At 72.3% G+C, this 14,565-nt stretch carries 13 protein-coding genes and 1 riboswitch; of the genes, 5 read left to right on the top strand and 8 right to left on the bottom strand.

Going from position 1 to position 14,565, the window contains the following annotated elements; genetic code table 11:
* Window positions 1-34: 34 nt before the first annotated feature.
* Window positions 35-2,419, bottom strand: coding sequence for an NAD-dependent DNA ligase LigA (gene ligA, locus JOF36_RS09850; protein WP_307862292.1), 2,385 nt, complete (start codon window positions 2,417-2,419; stop codon window positions 35-37).
* Window positions 2,420-2,496: 77 nt separating this feature from the next.
* On the opposite strand from ligA, the gene JOF36_RS09845 reads away from it, so the two are divergent.
* Genes JOF36_RS09845 through JOF36_RS09835 form a run of 3 tightly spaced genes read left to right on the top strand, consistent with a single transcriptional unit; the run spans window position 2,497 to window position 4,910 of the window.
* The gene (locus JOF36_RS09845) at window positions 2,497-2,886 is read left to right on the top strand and encodes an ankyrin repeat domain-containing protein (RefSeq protein ID WP_210026324.1); all 390 of its coding nucleotides are present in this window, start codon (window positions 2,497-2,499) and stop codon (window positions 2,884-2,886) included.
* A gap of 1 nt (window position 2,887) precedes the next feature.
* Window positions 2,888-3,268 carry a VOC family protein gene (locus JOF36_RS09840; protein ID WP_210026322.1) on the top strand — a complete coding sequence of 127 codons (381 nt, stop codon included), beginning with the start codon at window positions 2,888-2,890 and terminating at the stop codon, window positions 3,266-3,268.
* A gap of 25 nt (window positions 3,269-3,293) precedes the next feature.
* On the top strand, window positions 3,294-4,910 hold the full coding sequence (locus JOF36_RS09835) for a peptide chain release factor 3 (protein ID WP_210026320.1): 1,617 nt from the start codon (window positions 3,294-3,296) through the stop codon (window positions 4,908-4,910).
* Between the two features lie 21 nt (window positions 4,911-4,931).
* Here the strand turns inward: JOF36_RS09835 and JOF36_RS09830 are convergent, their stop codons facing one another.
* On the bottom strand, window positions 4,932-5,339 hold the full coding sequence (locus tag JOF36_RS09830) for a hypothetical protein (protein ID WP_210026318.1): 408 nt from the start codon (window positions 5,337-5,339) through the stop codon (window positions 4,932-4,934).
* A gap of 141 nt (window positions 5,340-5,480) precedes the next feature.
* Between JOF36_RS09830 and JOF36_RS09825 the strand changes: the two genes are divergently transcribed.
* A complete protein-coding gene (locus JOF36_RS09825; protein ID WP_210026316.1) occupies window positions 5,481-6,260 on the top strand; it encodes an isocitrate lyase/PEP mutase family protein in 780 nt (259 codons plus the stop codon).
* A 54-nt stretch (window positions 6,261-6,314) separates the two neighbouring features.
* Here the strand turns inward: JOF36_RS09825 and JOF36_RS09820 are convergent, their stop codons facing one another.
* Both JOF36_RS09820 and JOF36_RS09815 read right to left on the bottom strand, forming a co-directional pair.
* Window positions 6,315-7,631 (bottom strand): LLM class flavin-dependent oxidoreductase, encoded by a 1,317-nt coding sequence (locus JOF36_RS09820; protein WP_210026314.1) that lies wholly within the window; start codon window positions 7,629-7,631, stop codon window positions 6,315-6,317.
* A 16-nt stretch (window positions 7,632-7,647) separates the two neighbouring features.
* Window positions 7,648-8,463, bottom strand: coding sequence for a 3-oxoacyl-ACP reductase (locus tag JOF36_RS09815; protein ID WP_210026312.1), 816 nt, complete (start codon window positions 8,461-8,463; stop codon window positions 7,648-7,650).
* Window positions 8,464-8,521: 58 nt separating this feature from the next.
* Window positions 8,522-8,623: riboswitch (TPP riboswitch) on the bottom strand.
* Between the two features lie 466 nt (window positions 8,624-9,089).
* Between JOF36_RS09815 and JOF36_RS09810 the strand changes: the two genes are divergently transcribed.
* The gene (locus JOF36_RS09810; RefSeq protein WP_245350764.1) at window positions 9,090-10,340 is read left to right on the top strand and encodes an acyl-CoA dehydrogenase family protein; all 1,251 of its coding nucleotides are present in this window, start codon (window positions 9,090-9,092) and stop codon (window positions 10,338-10,340) included.
* Between the two features lie 305 nt (window positions 10,341-10,645).
* On the opposite strand, the gene JOF36_RS09805 is transcribed toward JOF36_RS09810, so the two are convergent.
* The 4 genes from JOF36_RS09805 to mnmA form a co-directional block, all read right to left on the bottom strand.
* Window positions 10,646-11,659 (bottom strand): uroporphyrinogen decarboxylase/cobalamine-independent methonine synthase family protein, encoded by a 1,014-nt coding sequence (locus tag JOF36_RS09805; protein WP_245351684.1) that lies wholly within the window; start codon window positions 11,657-11,659, stop codon window positions 10,646-10,648.
* 258 nt (window positions 11,660-11,917) lie between these two features.
* Window positions 11,918-12,382, bottom strand: a complete 465-nt coding sequence (locus JOF36_RS09800) for a nitroreductase family deazaflavin-dependent oxidoreductase (protein WP_210026310.1) — start codon at window positions 12,380-12,382, stop codon at window positions 11,918-11,920.
* A 261-nt stretch (window positions 12,383-12,643) separates the two neighbouring features.
* Window positions 12,644-13,291 carry a dihydrofolate reductase family protein gene (locus tag JOF36_RS09795; RefSeq protein ID WP_210026309.1) on the bottom strand — a complete coding sequence of 216 codons (648 nt, stop codon included), beginning with the start codon at window positions 13,289-13,291 and terminating at the stop codon, window positions 12,644-12,646.
* Window positions 13,292-13,480: 189 nt separating this feature from the next.
* The gene (gene mnmA, locus JOF36_RS09790) at window positions 13,481-14,563 is read right to left on the bottom strand and encodes a tRNA 2-thiouridine(34) synthase MnmA (RefSeq protein ID WP_210026308.1); all 1,083 of its coding nucleotides are present in this window, start codon (window positions 14,561-14,563) and stop codon (window positions 13,481-13,483) included.
* Window positions 14,564-14,565 lie beyond the last annotated feature (2 nt).

Genomic DNA, 14,565 nt, shown 5'->3' with positions numbered 1-14,565 from the left:
CCGGTGGCGGGCCGCGAAACCACCCGGTCGCGGGTCACCCGGACGAGGCGTGCTCCCGTGCCGCGTCGGGTCCGTCGGCGAGCAGGATCTCGAACCCCGCCTCGTCGAGCACCGGCACGCCGAGCTCCGTCGCCTTGTCGAACTTCGAACCCGGGGCCTCCCCCGCGACGAGGAACGCCGTCTTCTTCGACACCGACCCGGCCGCCCGGCCGCCGCGAGCCAAGATCGCCTCCTTGGCCTCGTCCCGGGACCAGGTCTCCATCGAGCCGGTGATCACGATCGACAGTCCCTCGAGGAACCGCGGGACCGAGGTGTCGACCTCGTCCGCCATCCGGACCCCGGACGCCCGCCACTTCTCCACGACCTCGCGGTGCCAGTCGACCGAGAACCAGTCCCGGACGGCGGCCGCGATGGTGGGCCCGACCCCGTCCACCCCGGCGATCGGGGCGAGCGCCTCGGCCACCGCTTTCGCCCGGGCCCGCACGGCCGCCCGCTCCTGCTTCTCCGCCTCGGCGACGGCGGTGTCGGCGTCCCCCTTCGCCTCGGCGACCTGCAGGGCCGCGTCGGCCTCCGTGGCGTCGGCAGCGTCCGCGGGGTCCGTAGCGTCCGCGGGGTCGGCGGTACCCGCGGGGTCGGCAGCCTCCGCGGCCTCCGGCTCCGTCCCGGTCCGCACGGATGCGGCGGCCGGGTCGTCGTCGGCCGTCCCGTCGGAGACGATCTCGACGCCCGCCGCCTCGGTGCCCTCCTTCGCGCGGGCAGCGGCCTCTTCCAACACCTCCATCGACCCGAACTCGCGGGCCAGCGCCTGCGCCGCCGTCGGGCCGACGTGCCGGATCGACAGCCCGACCAGCACCCGCCACAGCGGCCGGTCCTTCACCGCCTCCAGGTTGGTCAGCAGCTTGCGCCCGTTCGCCGACAGCGCGCCGGCCTTGGTCCGGAACAGCTCGGTCCGGAGCAGGTCGTCCTCGGTGAGGGAGAAGACGTCGCCCTCGTCGGTCAGTACCCCGGACGTCAGCAACGCCACCGCGGCCTCGTAGCCGAGCCCCTCGATGTCGAACGCGCCCCGGCCCGCCACGTGGAACAGCCGCTCGCGCAGCTGGGCCGGGCAGGACCGCGCGTTCGGGCAGCGGCGGTCGACGTCGCCGGCCTTCTGCTGGGCGAGCGCGGTGCCGCACTCGGGGCAGTGCGTCGGCATCACGAACTCGCGCTCGGCACCGGACCGCACGTCGGCGACCGGCCCCAGCACCTCCGGGATCACGTCGCCGGCCTTGCGGATCACCACCCGGTCACCGATCAGCACGCCCTTGCGGCGCACCTCGTCGGCGTTGTGCAGGGTGGCCATCTCGACCGTCGACCCGGCGACCTTCACCGGCTCCATCACCGCGTACGGGGTGACCCGCCCGGTGCGGCCGACGTTGACCCGGATGTCGAGCAGTGTCGTGGTCGCCTGCTCGGGCGGGTACTTGTAGGCGATCGCCCAGCGCGGGAACCGGGAGGTCGCACCGAGCCTGCGCTGCAGGGCGACCTCGTCGACCTTCACGACGACGCCGTCGATCTCGTGCTCGACGTCGTGCCGGTGCTCGCCCCAGTGCTCGACGAACTCGATCACGCGCTCGATCCCCTGCAGGACCTTCGTGCGCGGTGAGATCGGCAGGCCCCAGGCGACCAGCGCGTCGTAGGCCTGCGACTGCGTCTGCGGGGTGAACCCGCTCCGCCTGCCGAGGCCGTGGCAGATCAGCTTCAGGTTCCGCGACGCGGTGACCCGCGGGTCCTTCTGCCGGAGCGACCCGGCTGCGGTGTTGCGCGGGTTCGCGAAGGGTTCCTTGCCCGCGTCGACCAGCGAGGCGTTGAGCCGCTCGAAGTCCTCCAGCCGGAAGTAGACCTCGCCGCGCACCTCGACCAGGCTCGGGACCGGGAACTCGTCGGTCCCCGTCAGCGTGACCGGCACCTCGGCGAGGGTGCGCATGTTGAGCGTGATGTCCTCGCCGGTGCGGCCGTCGCCCCGGGTCAGCGCGCGGGTGAGCGTCCCGTTCTCGTAGAGCAGGTTCACCGCGAGCCCGTCGATCTTCAGCTCGCAGAGGTAGTGCAGGTTCTCCCCGACCTCCTTGGTGACCCGCTCCTGCCAGGTCCGCAGGTCCTCGGACGAGAAGGCGTTGTCCAGCGAGAGCATCCGCTCGAGATGGTCGTGCGCGGTGAACTCGGTCGAGAACGTGCCGCCGACCCGCTGGGTGGGCGAGTCCGGTGTGGCGAGCTCCGGGTGGGACCCCTCGATCGCGAGCAGCTCCTGCCAGAGCTCGTCGAACTGACCGTCGGAGATCACCGGCGAGTCCAGCACGTAGTACCGGAACTGGTGGTCGGCCACCTCGGTGGCCAGCTGCGCGTGCCGCTCGCGGGCCTGCTCGTCGGTCTGGGAACTCACGACGGGCAGGTTAGCCGTGACCCCCGACAGTCATGCGTGGCCGAGCGCGCCCGTCCGTGCGAACCTACGGTGGCGTGATGGACGACGCGGCCGTGGAACTCGCCCACCGGATGTTCGACCTGGCCCGCGACGGCGCCACCGAGCAGCTGGTCGCCTACCTCGACGCCGGGGTCCCGGTGGAGATCACCGACCCCAAGGGCGACACGCTGCTGATCCTGGCGGCCTACTACGGCAGCGGCGCGATCGTCGCCGACCTGCTCCGCCGCGGTGCCGACCCGAACCGGACGAACGACCGCGGCCAGACCGCGATCGCCGCGGCACTGTTCGCACAGTCGTCGGACTCGGTGACGGCGCTGCTGGAGGCCGGAGCGGACCCGCACCACGGCAGCCCGTCGGCGTGGGCGACGGTCGAGCACTTCGACCTGCCGGACATGCGGGTGCTGCTCGAGCAGCGGATCGACACCTGACGTGCTGCGCCTCGGGTTCCCCGTCGTCGGTGTCACCGACCTCGACCGGGCGATCGCCTTCTGGGCCGCGGCCCTGGACCTGACCCCCTCCGCCGAGTGGGCGAACGCGGGCTGGCGCACCCTGACCGGGCCGGACGGTGCCCGGGTGCTGGGCCTGATGCGCAGCGACTCGCCGCCCGAACCCCGGCCCCGGGTGCACCTCGACCTGCTGGTCGACACCGCCGCGGAGCAGACCGCCGAGGTCGACCGGCTGGTCGCACTGGGCGCGACGGTCCCGGACTGGGACGGCTACCCGGCCGAGCCCGACTTCGTGGTCCTGGCCGATCCGGAGGGCAACGTGTTCTGCGTCGTCGACCTCGGCCGGGCGCCGTCGTCCGGCTGACTCCGGGCGCACCTATCCTGGTGTGGTGACCGACCCGCAGGACGCCAGCACCGGAGACCCCCGCGTCATCGGCGAGACCGCGCGCCGGCGCACCTTCGCCGTGATCTCCCACCCGGACGCCGGCAAGTCCACGCTCACCGAGGCCCTCGCGCTGCACGCGGAGGTCATCGACTCCGCGGGCGCCGTGCACGGCAAGTCCGGCCGCAAGGGCGTGACCAGCGACTGGATGGAGATGGAGCGTGCCCGCGGCATCTCGGTGTCGTCGGCGGTGCTGCAGTTCGCCTACCGCGACTGTGTGATCAACCTGCTGGACACCCCCGGGCACGGCGACTTCTCCGAGGACACCTACCGGGTGCTCGCCGCCGTCGACGCCGCGGTGATGCTGCTCGACGCCGCGAAGGGCCTCGAGCCGCAGACCTTGAAGCTGTTCGACGTCTGCCGGTCCCGCGGCGTCCCCATCGTCACCTTCGTCAACAAGTGGGACCGGCCGGGCCGGGAGGCCCTGGAGCTGCTGGACGAGGTCGAGCAGACGATCGGCCTGCGCCCGATGCCGCTGACCTGGCCACTGGGTATCGCCGGCCAGTTCAAGGGCCTCATCGACCGTGATTCCGGTGCGTACACCGCCTTCACCCGTGCGGCCGGCGGCGCGACCAAGGCGACCGCGACCGCCGTCGACGCCGGCACGATCGCCGCGCAGGAGCCGGAGTACTGGCGCGACGCCCAGGACGAGCTGGGCCTGCTCGACGAGATCGGCGCGACCTGGGACGAGAAGGCCTTCCTCGCCGGCACCGCGACCCCGGTGCTCTTCGGGTCGGCGCTGTCCAACATCGGTGTGGCCCGGCTGCTGGACTCCCTGGTCGAGCTCGCCCCCGCCCCGGCCCCCCGCCCGGATGTCGAGGGGGACGACCGGCCGCTGGCCGCCCCGACGTCCGGTCTGGTGTTCAAGGTGCAGGCCGGGATGGACAAGGCGCACCGGGACCGGATGGCGTTCCTGCGGATCTGCTCGGGCCGGTTCGAGCGCGGGATGGTGCTGACCCACGCTGCGACCGGCAAGCCGTTCGCCACCAAGTACGCGCAGTCGGTGTTCGGCTCCGAGCGCAGGACGGTCGAGGAGGCGTTCCCGGGCGACATCGTCGGGCTGGTCAACGCCACGGCGCTGCGCCCCGGTGACACCCTCTACGCGGCCGATCCGGTGGAGTTCCCGTCGATCCCGGCGTTCGCCCCGGAGCACTTCGCGGTGATCCGCGCGCGTGACGCGGGCAAGTACAAGCAGTTCCGCAAGGGCATCGAGCAGCTCGGCAACGAGGCCGTCATCCAGATCCTGCGTTCGGACCGGCGCGGTGATCAGGCCCCGGTGCTGGCCGCGGTCGGGCCGCTGCAGTTCGACGTCGTCACCGGCCGGCTGGAGACCGAGTTCAACGCGCCCGTGATGCTCGACCGGCTGCCGTACCAAATCGCCCGGCTGACCGAACCGGCCGCGGTCGACGCGCTCTCGTCGCAGTCCGAGTGCGAGGTGCTGCGCCGCGACTCCGACGGCGAGTACCTGGCACTGTTCAGCAACAAGTGGCGGATGGACATCATCCAGCGCAAGTTCCCGGACCTGCGGTTCGAGGCGATGCCGGCGGGGTCCTCGGTCACCTGAGCCGGACCGGCACCGCCCTGGTCAGTGGTGCGAGTGGCAGCCGGGTGGCGCGCAGGCCGGCGAGCCCGCCACCTCGTCCGGTACGGCCTGGGCCGGCCCCGCGAGCGCGGTGATCACGAAGGCGGCCAGCCAGATCAGCCCGCCGGCCAGACCGATGACCGACAGCCCGGCCGCCGAGATCGCGGCGCGGTTCGCTCCCGGCCGTCCCCGGACCGCCGCGATCGTGCCGAGCACGAGCCCGCCGCCGGCCAGCACGATGCCGACCGAGGCCAGCGCCAGGCCCGCAACGGTGGGCGGGGTGCCGGTCGCGAGCCCGACCGCCGCGGCGACGAACAGGATCCCGAGCACGCCGAGCAGCAGCGCGGAGGACCCGAGGTCCCCGCGCGAGGAGGGTCCGGGGCGCGAGGTCCCGGCACTGTCGTGGAGCACGGCACCAGGATGCGGACCGCACCCCCGGTTGCGGCCCCTCCGGCAATACAGATCCACAGTTCTGGGTACGGCGACATCCCGTCCGGAATCGTTCACCGTGACGCCACGGCACTCGGGCCCCGACCGGCCTACGGTGATCACATGACCTCCACCGCCGAGAAGGCCACCAGGCTCCGGGAACTGCACGCCGCGCCGGAGCTGCTGCTCGTCGTCAACGTGTGGGACGCGATCACCGCGAAGGTCGTCGCCGAGACGCCGGGGACCACCGCACTCGCGACCGCCAGCCACAGCATCGCCGCCTCGCACGGCTACCCGGACGGTGAGCACATCCCGTGCGACGAGATGATCGCCGCGGTCGGGCTGATCGCGAGGACCGCCGGGGATCTGCCGGTCACCGCGGACCTCGAGGCCGGCTACGGGGACCCGGGCGGCACCGTGTCCCGGGCGATCGACGTCGGCATCGTCGGCTGCAACCTCGAGGACCAGATGAAGCCGCTCACCGAGGCGGTGGCCGCGGTCGAGGCCGTCGTCGCCGCGGGTGAGAAGGCCGGTGTGGACTTCGTCCTCAACGCCCGCACCGACGCGTTCCTCAAGGCGGGCGACCGGGACCCGGAGGAGGTCCTGACCGAGGCGATCGAGCGCGGCCGGGCCTACCTGGACGCGGGCGCATCGAACTTCTTCGTACCCGGCAAGCTCGACGAGACCCAGGTCGGACGGCTGGTCGAGGCCCTCGGCGAGCGCACGGTGAACCTGATCGGCATCCCCGGGTCGATCCCACTGACGACCGCGCAGCAGCTCGGCGTCGCCCGCGTGTCGTACGGGCCGTGGAGCCAGAACGTCGCGCTGACCGCGCTGGCGAAGCTGGCCGAGGACGTCTACGACGGCGGCGGCCTGCCCGCCGACGCGCGCAAGCTGAACTAGCTACTCGTCAGGAAACGTCGACCGAGCACCGCACATGCGCCACGTGCTCCGTGCTCAGCCGCTGGCTGACGCCTCCTCCGCAGAGGGGGTGGGGATACCGAGGTGTGAACGCAAGGTGTGGCCGTCATAGCTGGTTCGGAACCGTCCGCGGCGCTGTAGCTCGGGGACGAGGTGATCGACGATGTCGTTGATCGTGTCGGGGAGCGTGGGCGGCATGAGGTTGAATCCGTCTGCGCCGCCGGCATCGAGCCAGTGTTCGATCGCGTCGGCGACCGTTTCCGGGGTGCCGGTCATCGTGGCGTGTCCGCCGCCTGCGGCGAGGCGGCCCAGTAGTTGTCGGACGTTGGGCTGCTCGGTCTCGACGATCCGGTGGATAGTGGCGTAGCGGCCTTGCGGGCCGGTGAACTCCGAGGGTGGCGGTAGCGGCGGGACGGGCGCGTCGAGGTCCCAGTCCGAACAGTCACGGCCGAGGAACACACTCAGTCGACGCAGTGAGCTCTCGGTGAGCAGCAGCTCATCGAGAGCGGTTTGTTTGGCGCGTGCCTCGGCGATGGTGCCGCCGAGGTAGCACACCAGGCCTGGCATGACCGCGACCCGGTCGGGGTCCCGGCCTTGGGCCGCGACCCGGGTACGAATGTCGCTACGAAAAGAGACCGCGGCCCGTAGGTCATGGGCGACGGCGTAGACCGCCTCGGCCCGCCCGGCGGCCAGCGTCCGGCCGGGCTCGGAAGCGCCGGCCTGGAACAGCACAGGGCGCCCCTGTGGCGGGCGGGGCACGTTCAGCGCCCCCTGGACGACGAAGTGCGCGCCACGGTGGTCGATCTCGTGAATCCGGTCCGGGTGGGCGTAGATTCCGGCCCGGTCCTGCTCGATGGCTTCGAGCGGCCAGGAGTCCCACAGAGCCGTGACGACGTCGATGAACTCCGCGGCCCGGGCATACCGTTCGGTGTGCGGGGGCAGCGCGTCGAGTCCGTGGTTACGAGCTTCGTCGTCGAACATCGAGGTGACGACATTCCAGCCGATCCGTCCGCCGGAGATGTGGTCGAGGCTGGCCAGCATGCGTGCCGCGTGATACGGCGTGTAGAAGGAGCTGGAAACTGTGCTGACCAGCCCGATTCGGGTCGTGGCGCGGGCCAACGCCGCCAGCGTCGTGAGGGGCTCCAGGTACCAGTTCGGGCCGTCGGCGACCGAGGTGCCGCCGATCGAATGTCCGTCGGCGAAGAAGACCGCGTCGAGCAGGCCACGCTCGGCGGTGCGAGCGAGCTGCTCGTAGTAGCTGATGTCGCCGAGTCGCTCGACCGCTGAACCGGGCGCGCGCCAGGCGGCGCCGTGGTGTCCGCAGCCGTGGATGAACAGGTTGAGGTGAGCCATGCGTGCCGGCACCTCCTCAGCCCTTCACCAGGCCACCGTCGACGATCAGGTTCTGCCCGGTCACCGCCCGCGCCCAGGGGGAGGCGAAGAACAGCACAGCGTCGGCGAGCTCGGTAGGTGTGGTGACTCGACCGAGCGGTGTGCCATCGGCGATGGCGTCGAACACCGCCTCGGGGGTGGCCGCGCTGGCATCGGTGGTGCGCAGCAGGCCACCGGAGACCATGTTGACGGTGATGCCGGAGGGTCCGAGGTCGTGGGCGAAGGTGCGGGTCAGGGCGAGTAGCGCGGCCTTGGCTGCGGTGTAGTCGTGGTAAGGCACGACCGGGTGCTGAACCAAGTTGCTGCCGATGTTGACGATGCGCCCGAACCCGCGCCCCGCCATTCCTGGGATCGCCGCTTGGATCAGGCCCAGCGGACCGTATACCGACCCGGTGAACTGCGAGGCGAGTCGGGCCGGGTCGAGCTCGGGGGCTTTCGGCCGTGCGTCGCCGTCGAAGGCGAAATCGACCAGGGCGTTGTTGACCACCGTGGTGACGGGCTCGCCGAAGTGCTCGGCGGCAACGTCCACACTCTGCCGTACCTGGTCCGAGGCGGTGACATCGAGCGGTACCGCGAATCCGCGCCCGGGGTACTCAGCGGCGAGTGTGTCGGCGGCGTCACGGCTGCGGTGATAGCCGATGGCCACACGGGCTCCCTGGTCGAGGAAGGCCCGGCTGATGGCGGCGCCGAGCCCGCGGCTACCTCCGCTGATCACGACGATCTGATCGGCCAGCCCGATCGCGATCGGTTCCCGGTCGGCGACCGTCGGTTCGTGCGGCGCGGTGTCGGTCATGCATCGTTCCTCCCGTGCGGGGCGAGGGCCTGCCGCACGGTGCACTCGGACGGACCGATGTTGCGCCGTGTGACATTCCCTTCGCCAGTACGAACTGGATCAGGTTCGACGGGTCTCGTCTCAGCTGCCGGACGGACCGGCAGCACCCCGTGTCACACCGATCACCGTATCTCCTGGATCGCCCGTCGGCGACGTCGACGCCCGAGCTACCGGCGGAAGCCGACGGCCATCTGCTGCTCTCCGACGTGCTGCGGTCCCTGGCCGACATCTGGCAACCGGCCGGGCCAAGGACATTCCGAGGGAGTCCGGGCGTGTCCGGACAGGCGCGCACCCGTCCCACTCCGAGCAACCCGCCGTTGACTCGCCGGCGGGAACCACGAACACTTGCCCCGTGCTGTTCACCTGGCTCACCCGTCGACGCCACGTCGACCTGGCCCGTGTGAACTCCTCCGGCTGTCGCTGACCGGCTCCCGCGCCACGTGCCCGTCCCGGGCGTGCCGCGGCCGGTGACGTCTCCCGCGTCCACCGGTGATCGTCCGGCACCGTCGAACCGCCTGCCGGACCGTGTCCGCGCCGTTCTGCGCGTTCCGGTGTCCGGTGGGCCCTCCTGACCGAGGAGTTCTGTCATGACCACGACCGAGAACCGTCCCGGCCCCACCACCACCGTCACCGAGGTGATCGACTGGTCGGCCGCGCCCATCCCGTCCGACGAGGCCGGCTGGCTGGAGCGGGCCCGCGCGGTCCGGGACATCCTGGAGCGCGACGCCGCCGCCCGCGACCGCGCCGGCGCCACGCCCTACGACGAGGTCGCCCTGCTCAAGGAGTCCGGCCTGGTCACGCTACTCGGCCCGGTCGAGCACGGCGGCGGGGGCCAGGAGTGGCCGACCGCCTACCGGGTGATCCGCGAGGTCGCCGCCGGCGACGGCTCCATCGGCCAGCTGCTCGGCTACCACCTGCTGTGGTTCTGGGCCGCCCGGCTGGTCGGCACGCCCGAGCAGATCGAGGCCGTGGAGGCCGACGCCACCCGCAACCGCTGGTTCTTCGGCGGTGCGGTCAACCCGCGCGACCTGGACCTGCGCATCCGCGACGACGGCGACGAGATCGTCTACACCGGGCGGAAGTCGTTCTCCACCGGCAGCCGGGTCTCCGACGTGACCGTGCTGGAGGGCGTCCTGGAGGGCACCGACACCCACGTGTTCGCGGTCGTGCCCAGCGCCCAGGACGGCATCGTGTTCCACGACGACTGGGACAACATCGGCCAGCGGCTCACCGAGAGCGGCAGCGTCACGATCACCGACGTGCGGGTGCCGTGGGCGTCCGCGGCGGGCTTCGTGGACAAGACGTTCCAGCCGCGGGTCTACAACACGCTCAACGTCCCGACGATCCAGCTGGTGTTCGTCAGCTTCTACCTCGGCATCGCCCGGGGCGCGCTGGAGACCGGCGCCGAATACACCCGCACGGTGACCCGGCCGTGGCTGCACGGCGGTCACGACCGGGCCGTCGACGAGCCGTACCAGCTCGACCTCTACGGCGACTACCAGTCGAAGCTCTGGGCGGCCGAGGCGCTCGCCGACGCCGTCGCCACCGAGGGTCTCGCGCTGCACCGGGACGCATGGAACGTCACCGAGCAGCAGCGGGGCGAGCACGAGGTGCGGGTCGCAGCGGTGAAGGCGCGGGCGACCGAGGTCGCGCTGGAGATCACCGGCGGGATCTTCGAGGGGCTCGGCGCGCGGGCGACGGCCGCGGGTCTCGGCTTCGACCGGTTCTGGCGCAACATCCGCACCCACACCCTGCACGACCCCGTCGCCTACAAGCGGCGCGAGGTCGGGGCGCGCCTGCTGCGCGACGAGCTGCCGGAACCGACCTGGTACTCGTGACCGCGGGCCGCGGTGTAGGAAGGGTGTCGCTGCCGCCGAGGGTGAAGTAGCCGCGTAGCCGGCAGAACAGCCGGCGAGCGAGCATGCGCCGGACCCCGCCGTAGCGGTTGTAGGTCGCCCGCAGGTGGGCCGGACGGCCGCTGGGGAACCAGCCTCGTGCGGGCCGGGGTGCGGGCGACCCGCCAGACGAGCTCGCAGGCGTGGGGCCGGACTTCGGAGGACGGCGGCCGCTCCATGTTGGGTTCAGTGCGGCGACCCCTGCTCGGTTACAACGCCAACCGTCTCGGACGAGGCACTGGTTTCCGCTACTCGTCCGGGTCGGCGAACGCCTTGCCGAGTTCACGGGACAGCGTGAGCGCCCGCCGCGCCCAGTCCGGCGTGGCCCCGGCGAGCCCGCAGGCCGGCGTCGGGACGGCGAGGCGGGCGAGCCGCCGACGGTCGAACCCGAGCCGGTCGGCGAGGTCGTAGCCGGCGCGGGCGAGGTCACCGATGGCCGGTTCGCGCTCCGGCGCCGTGCCGGGCAGCAACCCGAGCAGCAGCGGCACGCCCTCGTCCCAGGTCTCCCCGATCGCGTCGAGCGCACGGGGCTCGGCGGTCGTCCCGGTGAACGCGGGCCGGGTCGCGTCGATCGCGACGGCCGCCGCACCGGCACCCGCGAGCAACCGGATCGGCGGCCGGTCCGCGCAGCAGTGCACGACGACCGGTGCGGCGATCCCGGAGATCAGGTCGCGCAGCAGGTCCTGGGCGTCCGGCGCGCGGACCGCGCGGACGGTGCCGTAGCCCGATGCCGTGGACAGCGAGCCGGCGATCACCGCGGGCAGGCCGGGCTCGTCGAGCTGGACGACGACCGTCGCACCGGTCCGCTCGGCGACCTCCGCGACGTGCGCGCGCAGCCCCTCGCCCAGGCTCGCCGCGAACTCGCGGACGGCCCCGCGGTCGGTGAGCACGCGGTGCCCGGACGCCAGCTCCACCGACGCCGCGAGGGTCCACGGTCCCGCGACCTGGATCTTGACCCAGTGCGGGCGGATCCGGTCGCAGGCGTCGTCGAAGGCGTCGAGATCGCCGGCCAGGAGGTCGCGGGCGCGGCGCAGGTCGCGGCCCGTCCGCGCGGTCACCCGCCAGCCCGTCGGGACGACCTCGACGGCGAGGTCCACCAGTAGCCCCGCGGTACGGCCGATCATGTCGGCACCCACCCCGCGGGCGGGAAGCTCGGGGAACGCGGGGAACTCCGGCGTCTCCCCCGTGACCAGCGCGGAGGCCTCCCGCGGGTCCGTGCCGGGCAGCGACCCGACGCCGGTGCCGATGCCCTCGGGCCACAGCTCGCGCGGGCCGGTGGGCTCCGCAGGATCGTCGCTCACGACCTCGATACGGGGTTCGGGGGGCCGGGTGTCGCCGGGCTGCACGCCGCCCAGTCCGGCGGCGGCGAGTGCAGCGGCCAGCGGGTCGTCAGAACTCACCCCACCAGTCTCCCCCTTCCCGGCGTCGCGCGACCCCTCGGGCCTCCGGCCGGAGCATGATCCCCGTCCTGGGAGTGTGCGGTGCGTATTCCGCACGCCCCGCTCCCCGGACGCGGATCGTCACGGCGTGGTCAGCACGAACACCGGATGCCGGGACGCGGCGGCGGCCAGCTCCTCGTCGGACGAGCCGGCCCCGACACCGTCGAAGAACGCGCCGACCTCCCAGCCCCAGCGCCGCAGGTAGTCGCGCAGCACCGGGACGGCGTCGGCGGGTGCGGTCAGCTCGGCGGCCGCGACCCGCTCCGTCCGGCGGCCGACCGTCAGCTCCGCCTCCCCCGCGACCCGCAGGTTCCGCACCCACTGGGTCTCCCCGCGCGCGGCGACGAGGTAGCGGGCGCCGTCGAGCCGCAGCGGGTTCACCGGGGTCGTCCGGACCGTCCCGGACCGGCGTCCGCGGACACCGAGCACGGCCGAGCCGGCGAGCGGGAGCCCGAGCCGGGTCAGCCCGGCGACCAGCGGGTTCAGCAGGTATCGGGTGGCGCGGCCGGGGGCGAGGTATCGAGAGTCAGAGCGCTGCTTCGTCATGAGAGCAGTGTTCACCACGTTGACTGCAAAAGCAAGAGCACTGCTCTCGTCGGCGTCGCTGACGGGACCGGCGGCCGTCGCGATGCCGGCGGGCAGCGTTCGTGAGCGGTGGCGTGCGACCGGCCTCGAGGAACATCGGCACAGCGGTTGGCGCTGAGAATGATCACGGCGTGAGCGTGCTGACGCGGTGTCGTGCCCATGTCCCTGCGGTGGGTCGTTGGCCGGGGTGGGAGGACGTTACGGGGCTGTGGCGTCAGCGCGTTACTTCCGCCAGAACAGGTGGTGCACCACCCCGCTCGGGCTGGGGACCACGTCGAGGTGGAAGCGGTCGGTCAGCTCGTCCGGGGACTTCCACAGGCGGGCACCGGATCCGAGCGTGATCGATGGGACCACCACCACGTGCAAGGTGTCCACCAGGTCCGCCTCCAGGAAGTCGCGGATGGTCGTGGCGCCGCCACCGACGCGGACGTCCTTGCCCCGGGCCGCCTCCTTCGCCGCCTCCAGGACCTTGGCGGGGGCATCGTCGACGAAATGGAAGGTTGTGTCCGACAAGGTGAAGGACGGGCGGGTGTGGTGGGTCATGACGAAGACCGGGGTGTGGAAGGGGGGCTCGTCGCCCCACCAGCCCTGCCACTCCTCGTTCTCCCAGGCGCCGCGCTGCGGGCCGAACTTGTTGCGGCCCATGATCTCGGCGCCGACGTTGTGGTCGTAGTCGCGGATGAAGTAGTCGTCCAGTCCGCGGCTGCCGCCCGGCTCCGTCCGCATCTTCCAGCTGGCCGTGGTGCCGGCCCAGCTCATCAAGCTCATCGGATCGGCGTGGCCGAAGGGCCGCTCCAGGCTCTGCCCCTCGCCCGCGCCGAATCCGTCGCTCGAGACGGTGAAGTTCTGGACCCGCAGCAGCTGCGTCATGGTGCTACCTGCTCCCGTTCGGTGATCTCTGATCATCGCTGTCGGAAGGGCAGACCCCCAGGTCCGGAAAAAGTCATCGCAGCCCTGCCCGCAGCACCTCCGCGATCTCGTCCGTCCGCTCCGGCTGGGTCAGCTCCTGGTGCAGACAGTCGATGTCGCGGGGCGCGGCCGGCAGGAGAGCCGTGCGCCTCAGGTGGTGGCGGTGACCGTGGCCGAGCCGAGGACGATGTCGCCTGCCTCGGACGGGCGGTAGAAGGCGACGGCCTGGCCCGGCGCGACGCCGCGCAGCGGCTCGGTGAGGGTGACGGTCACGCCGTCGGCGGACGGGGTCACCTCGGCCGGCGCGATGCCGCCGTGCGCCCGCACCTGGGCGACACAGGCGAAGGGCCCCTCGGGGGCGGCCCCGGACGTCCACACGGGGGTGCGCGCGCTGATCGTGGTCACGTCGAGCGCGGAGTCCGGCCCGACCCGCACGGTGCCGCTGACCGGCTCGATCCCCAGCACGTAGCGAGGACGCCCGTCGGCGGCGGGCCGGTCGATGCCGAGGCCCTTGCGCTGGCCGACGGTGAACCCGTGCACGCCGTCGTGGGTACCGAGCACCTCCCCGGAGGCCGAGTCGACGACCTCGCCCGGGCTCGAGCCCAGCTGCTCGCGCAGGAACCCCTGGGTGTCCCCGGTGGGGATGAAGCAGATGTCGTGGCTGTCCGGCTTCCCGGCGACCCGCAGCCCGAGCCGTTGTGCCTCGGCGCGGATCTGCGGCTTGGGGGTGTCACCGACCGGGAACATGGCGTGCCGCAGCTGGTCGGCGCGCAGCACGGCGAGCACGTAGGACTGGTCCTTGCCCGCGTCGGCCGACCGGCGCAGTTCCGGCACCGTCGGGTCGAGCCGGGCGTAGTGACCGGTGCAGACGGCGTCGAACCCCAGTGCCAGCGCCTTGTCCAGCACCGCCGCGAACTTGATCTTCTCGTTGCAGCGCAGGCACGGGTTCGGGGTCTCGCCGGCGGCGTAGGCCGCGACGAAGTCGTCCACCACGTCCCGGGTGAACTCCTCGGACAGGTCCCACACGTAGTACGGGATGCCGAGCAGGTCGGCGGTGCGCGCGGCGTCCGCCGAGTCCTCCTTGGAACAGCACCCGCGCGAACCGGACCGCATCGCGTCGCGGGTGCGGGACAGCGCCAGGTGCACCCCGACGACGTCGTGCCCGGCGGCGACCGCCCGCGCGGCGGCCACCGCGGAGTCGACGCCACCGCTCATCGCAGCGAGGACACGCACGA

Source organism: Pseudonocardia parietis (assembly GCF_017876315.1).
Lineage (GTDB): Bacteria > Actinomycetota > Actinomycetes > Mycobacteriales > Pseudonocardiaceae > Pseudonocardia > Pseudonocardia parietis.
The sequence above is the reverse complement of the archived record's forward strand: the minus strand, read 5'-3'. Positions and strand labels throughout refer to the sequence as shown.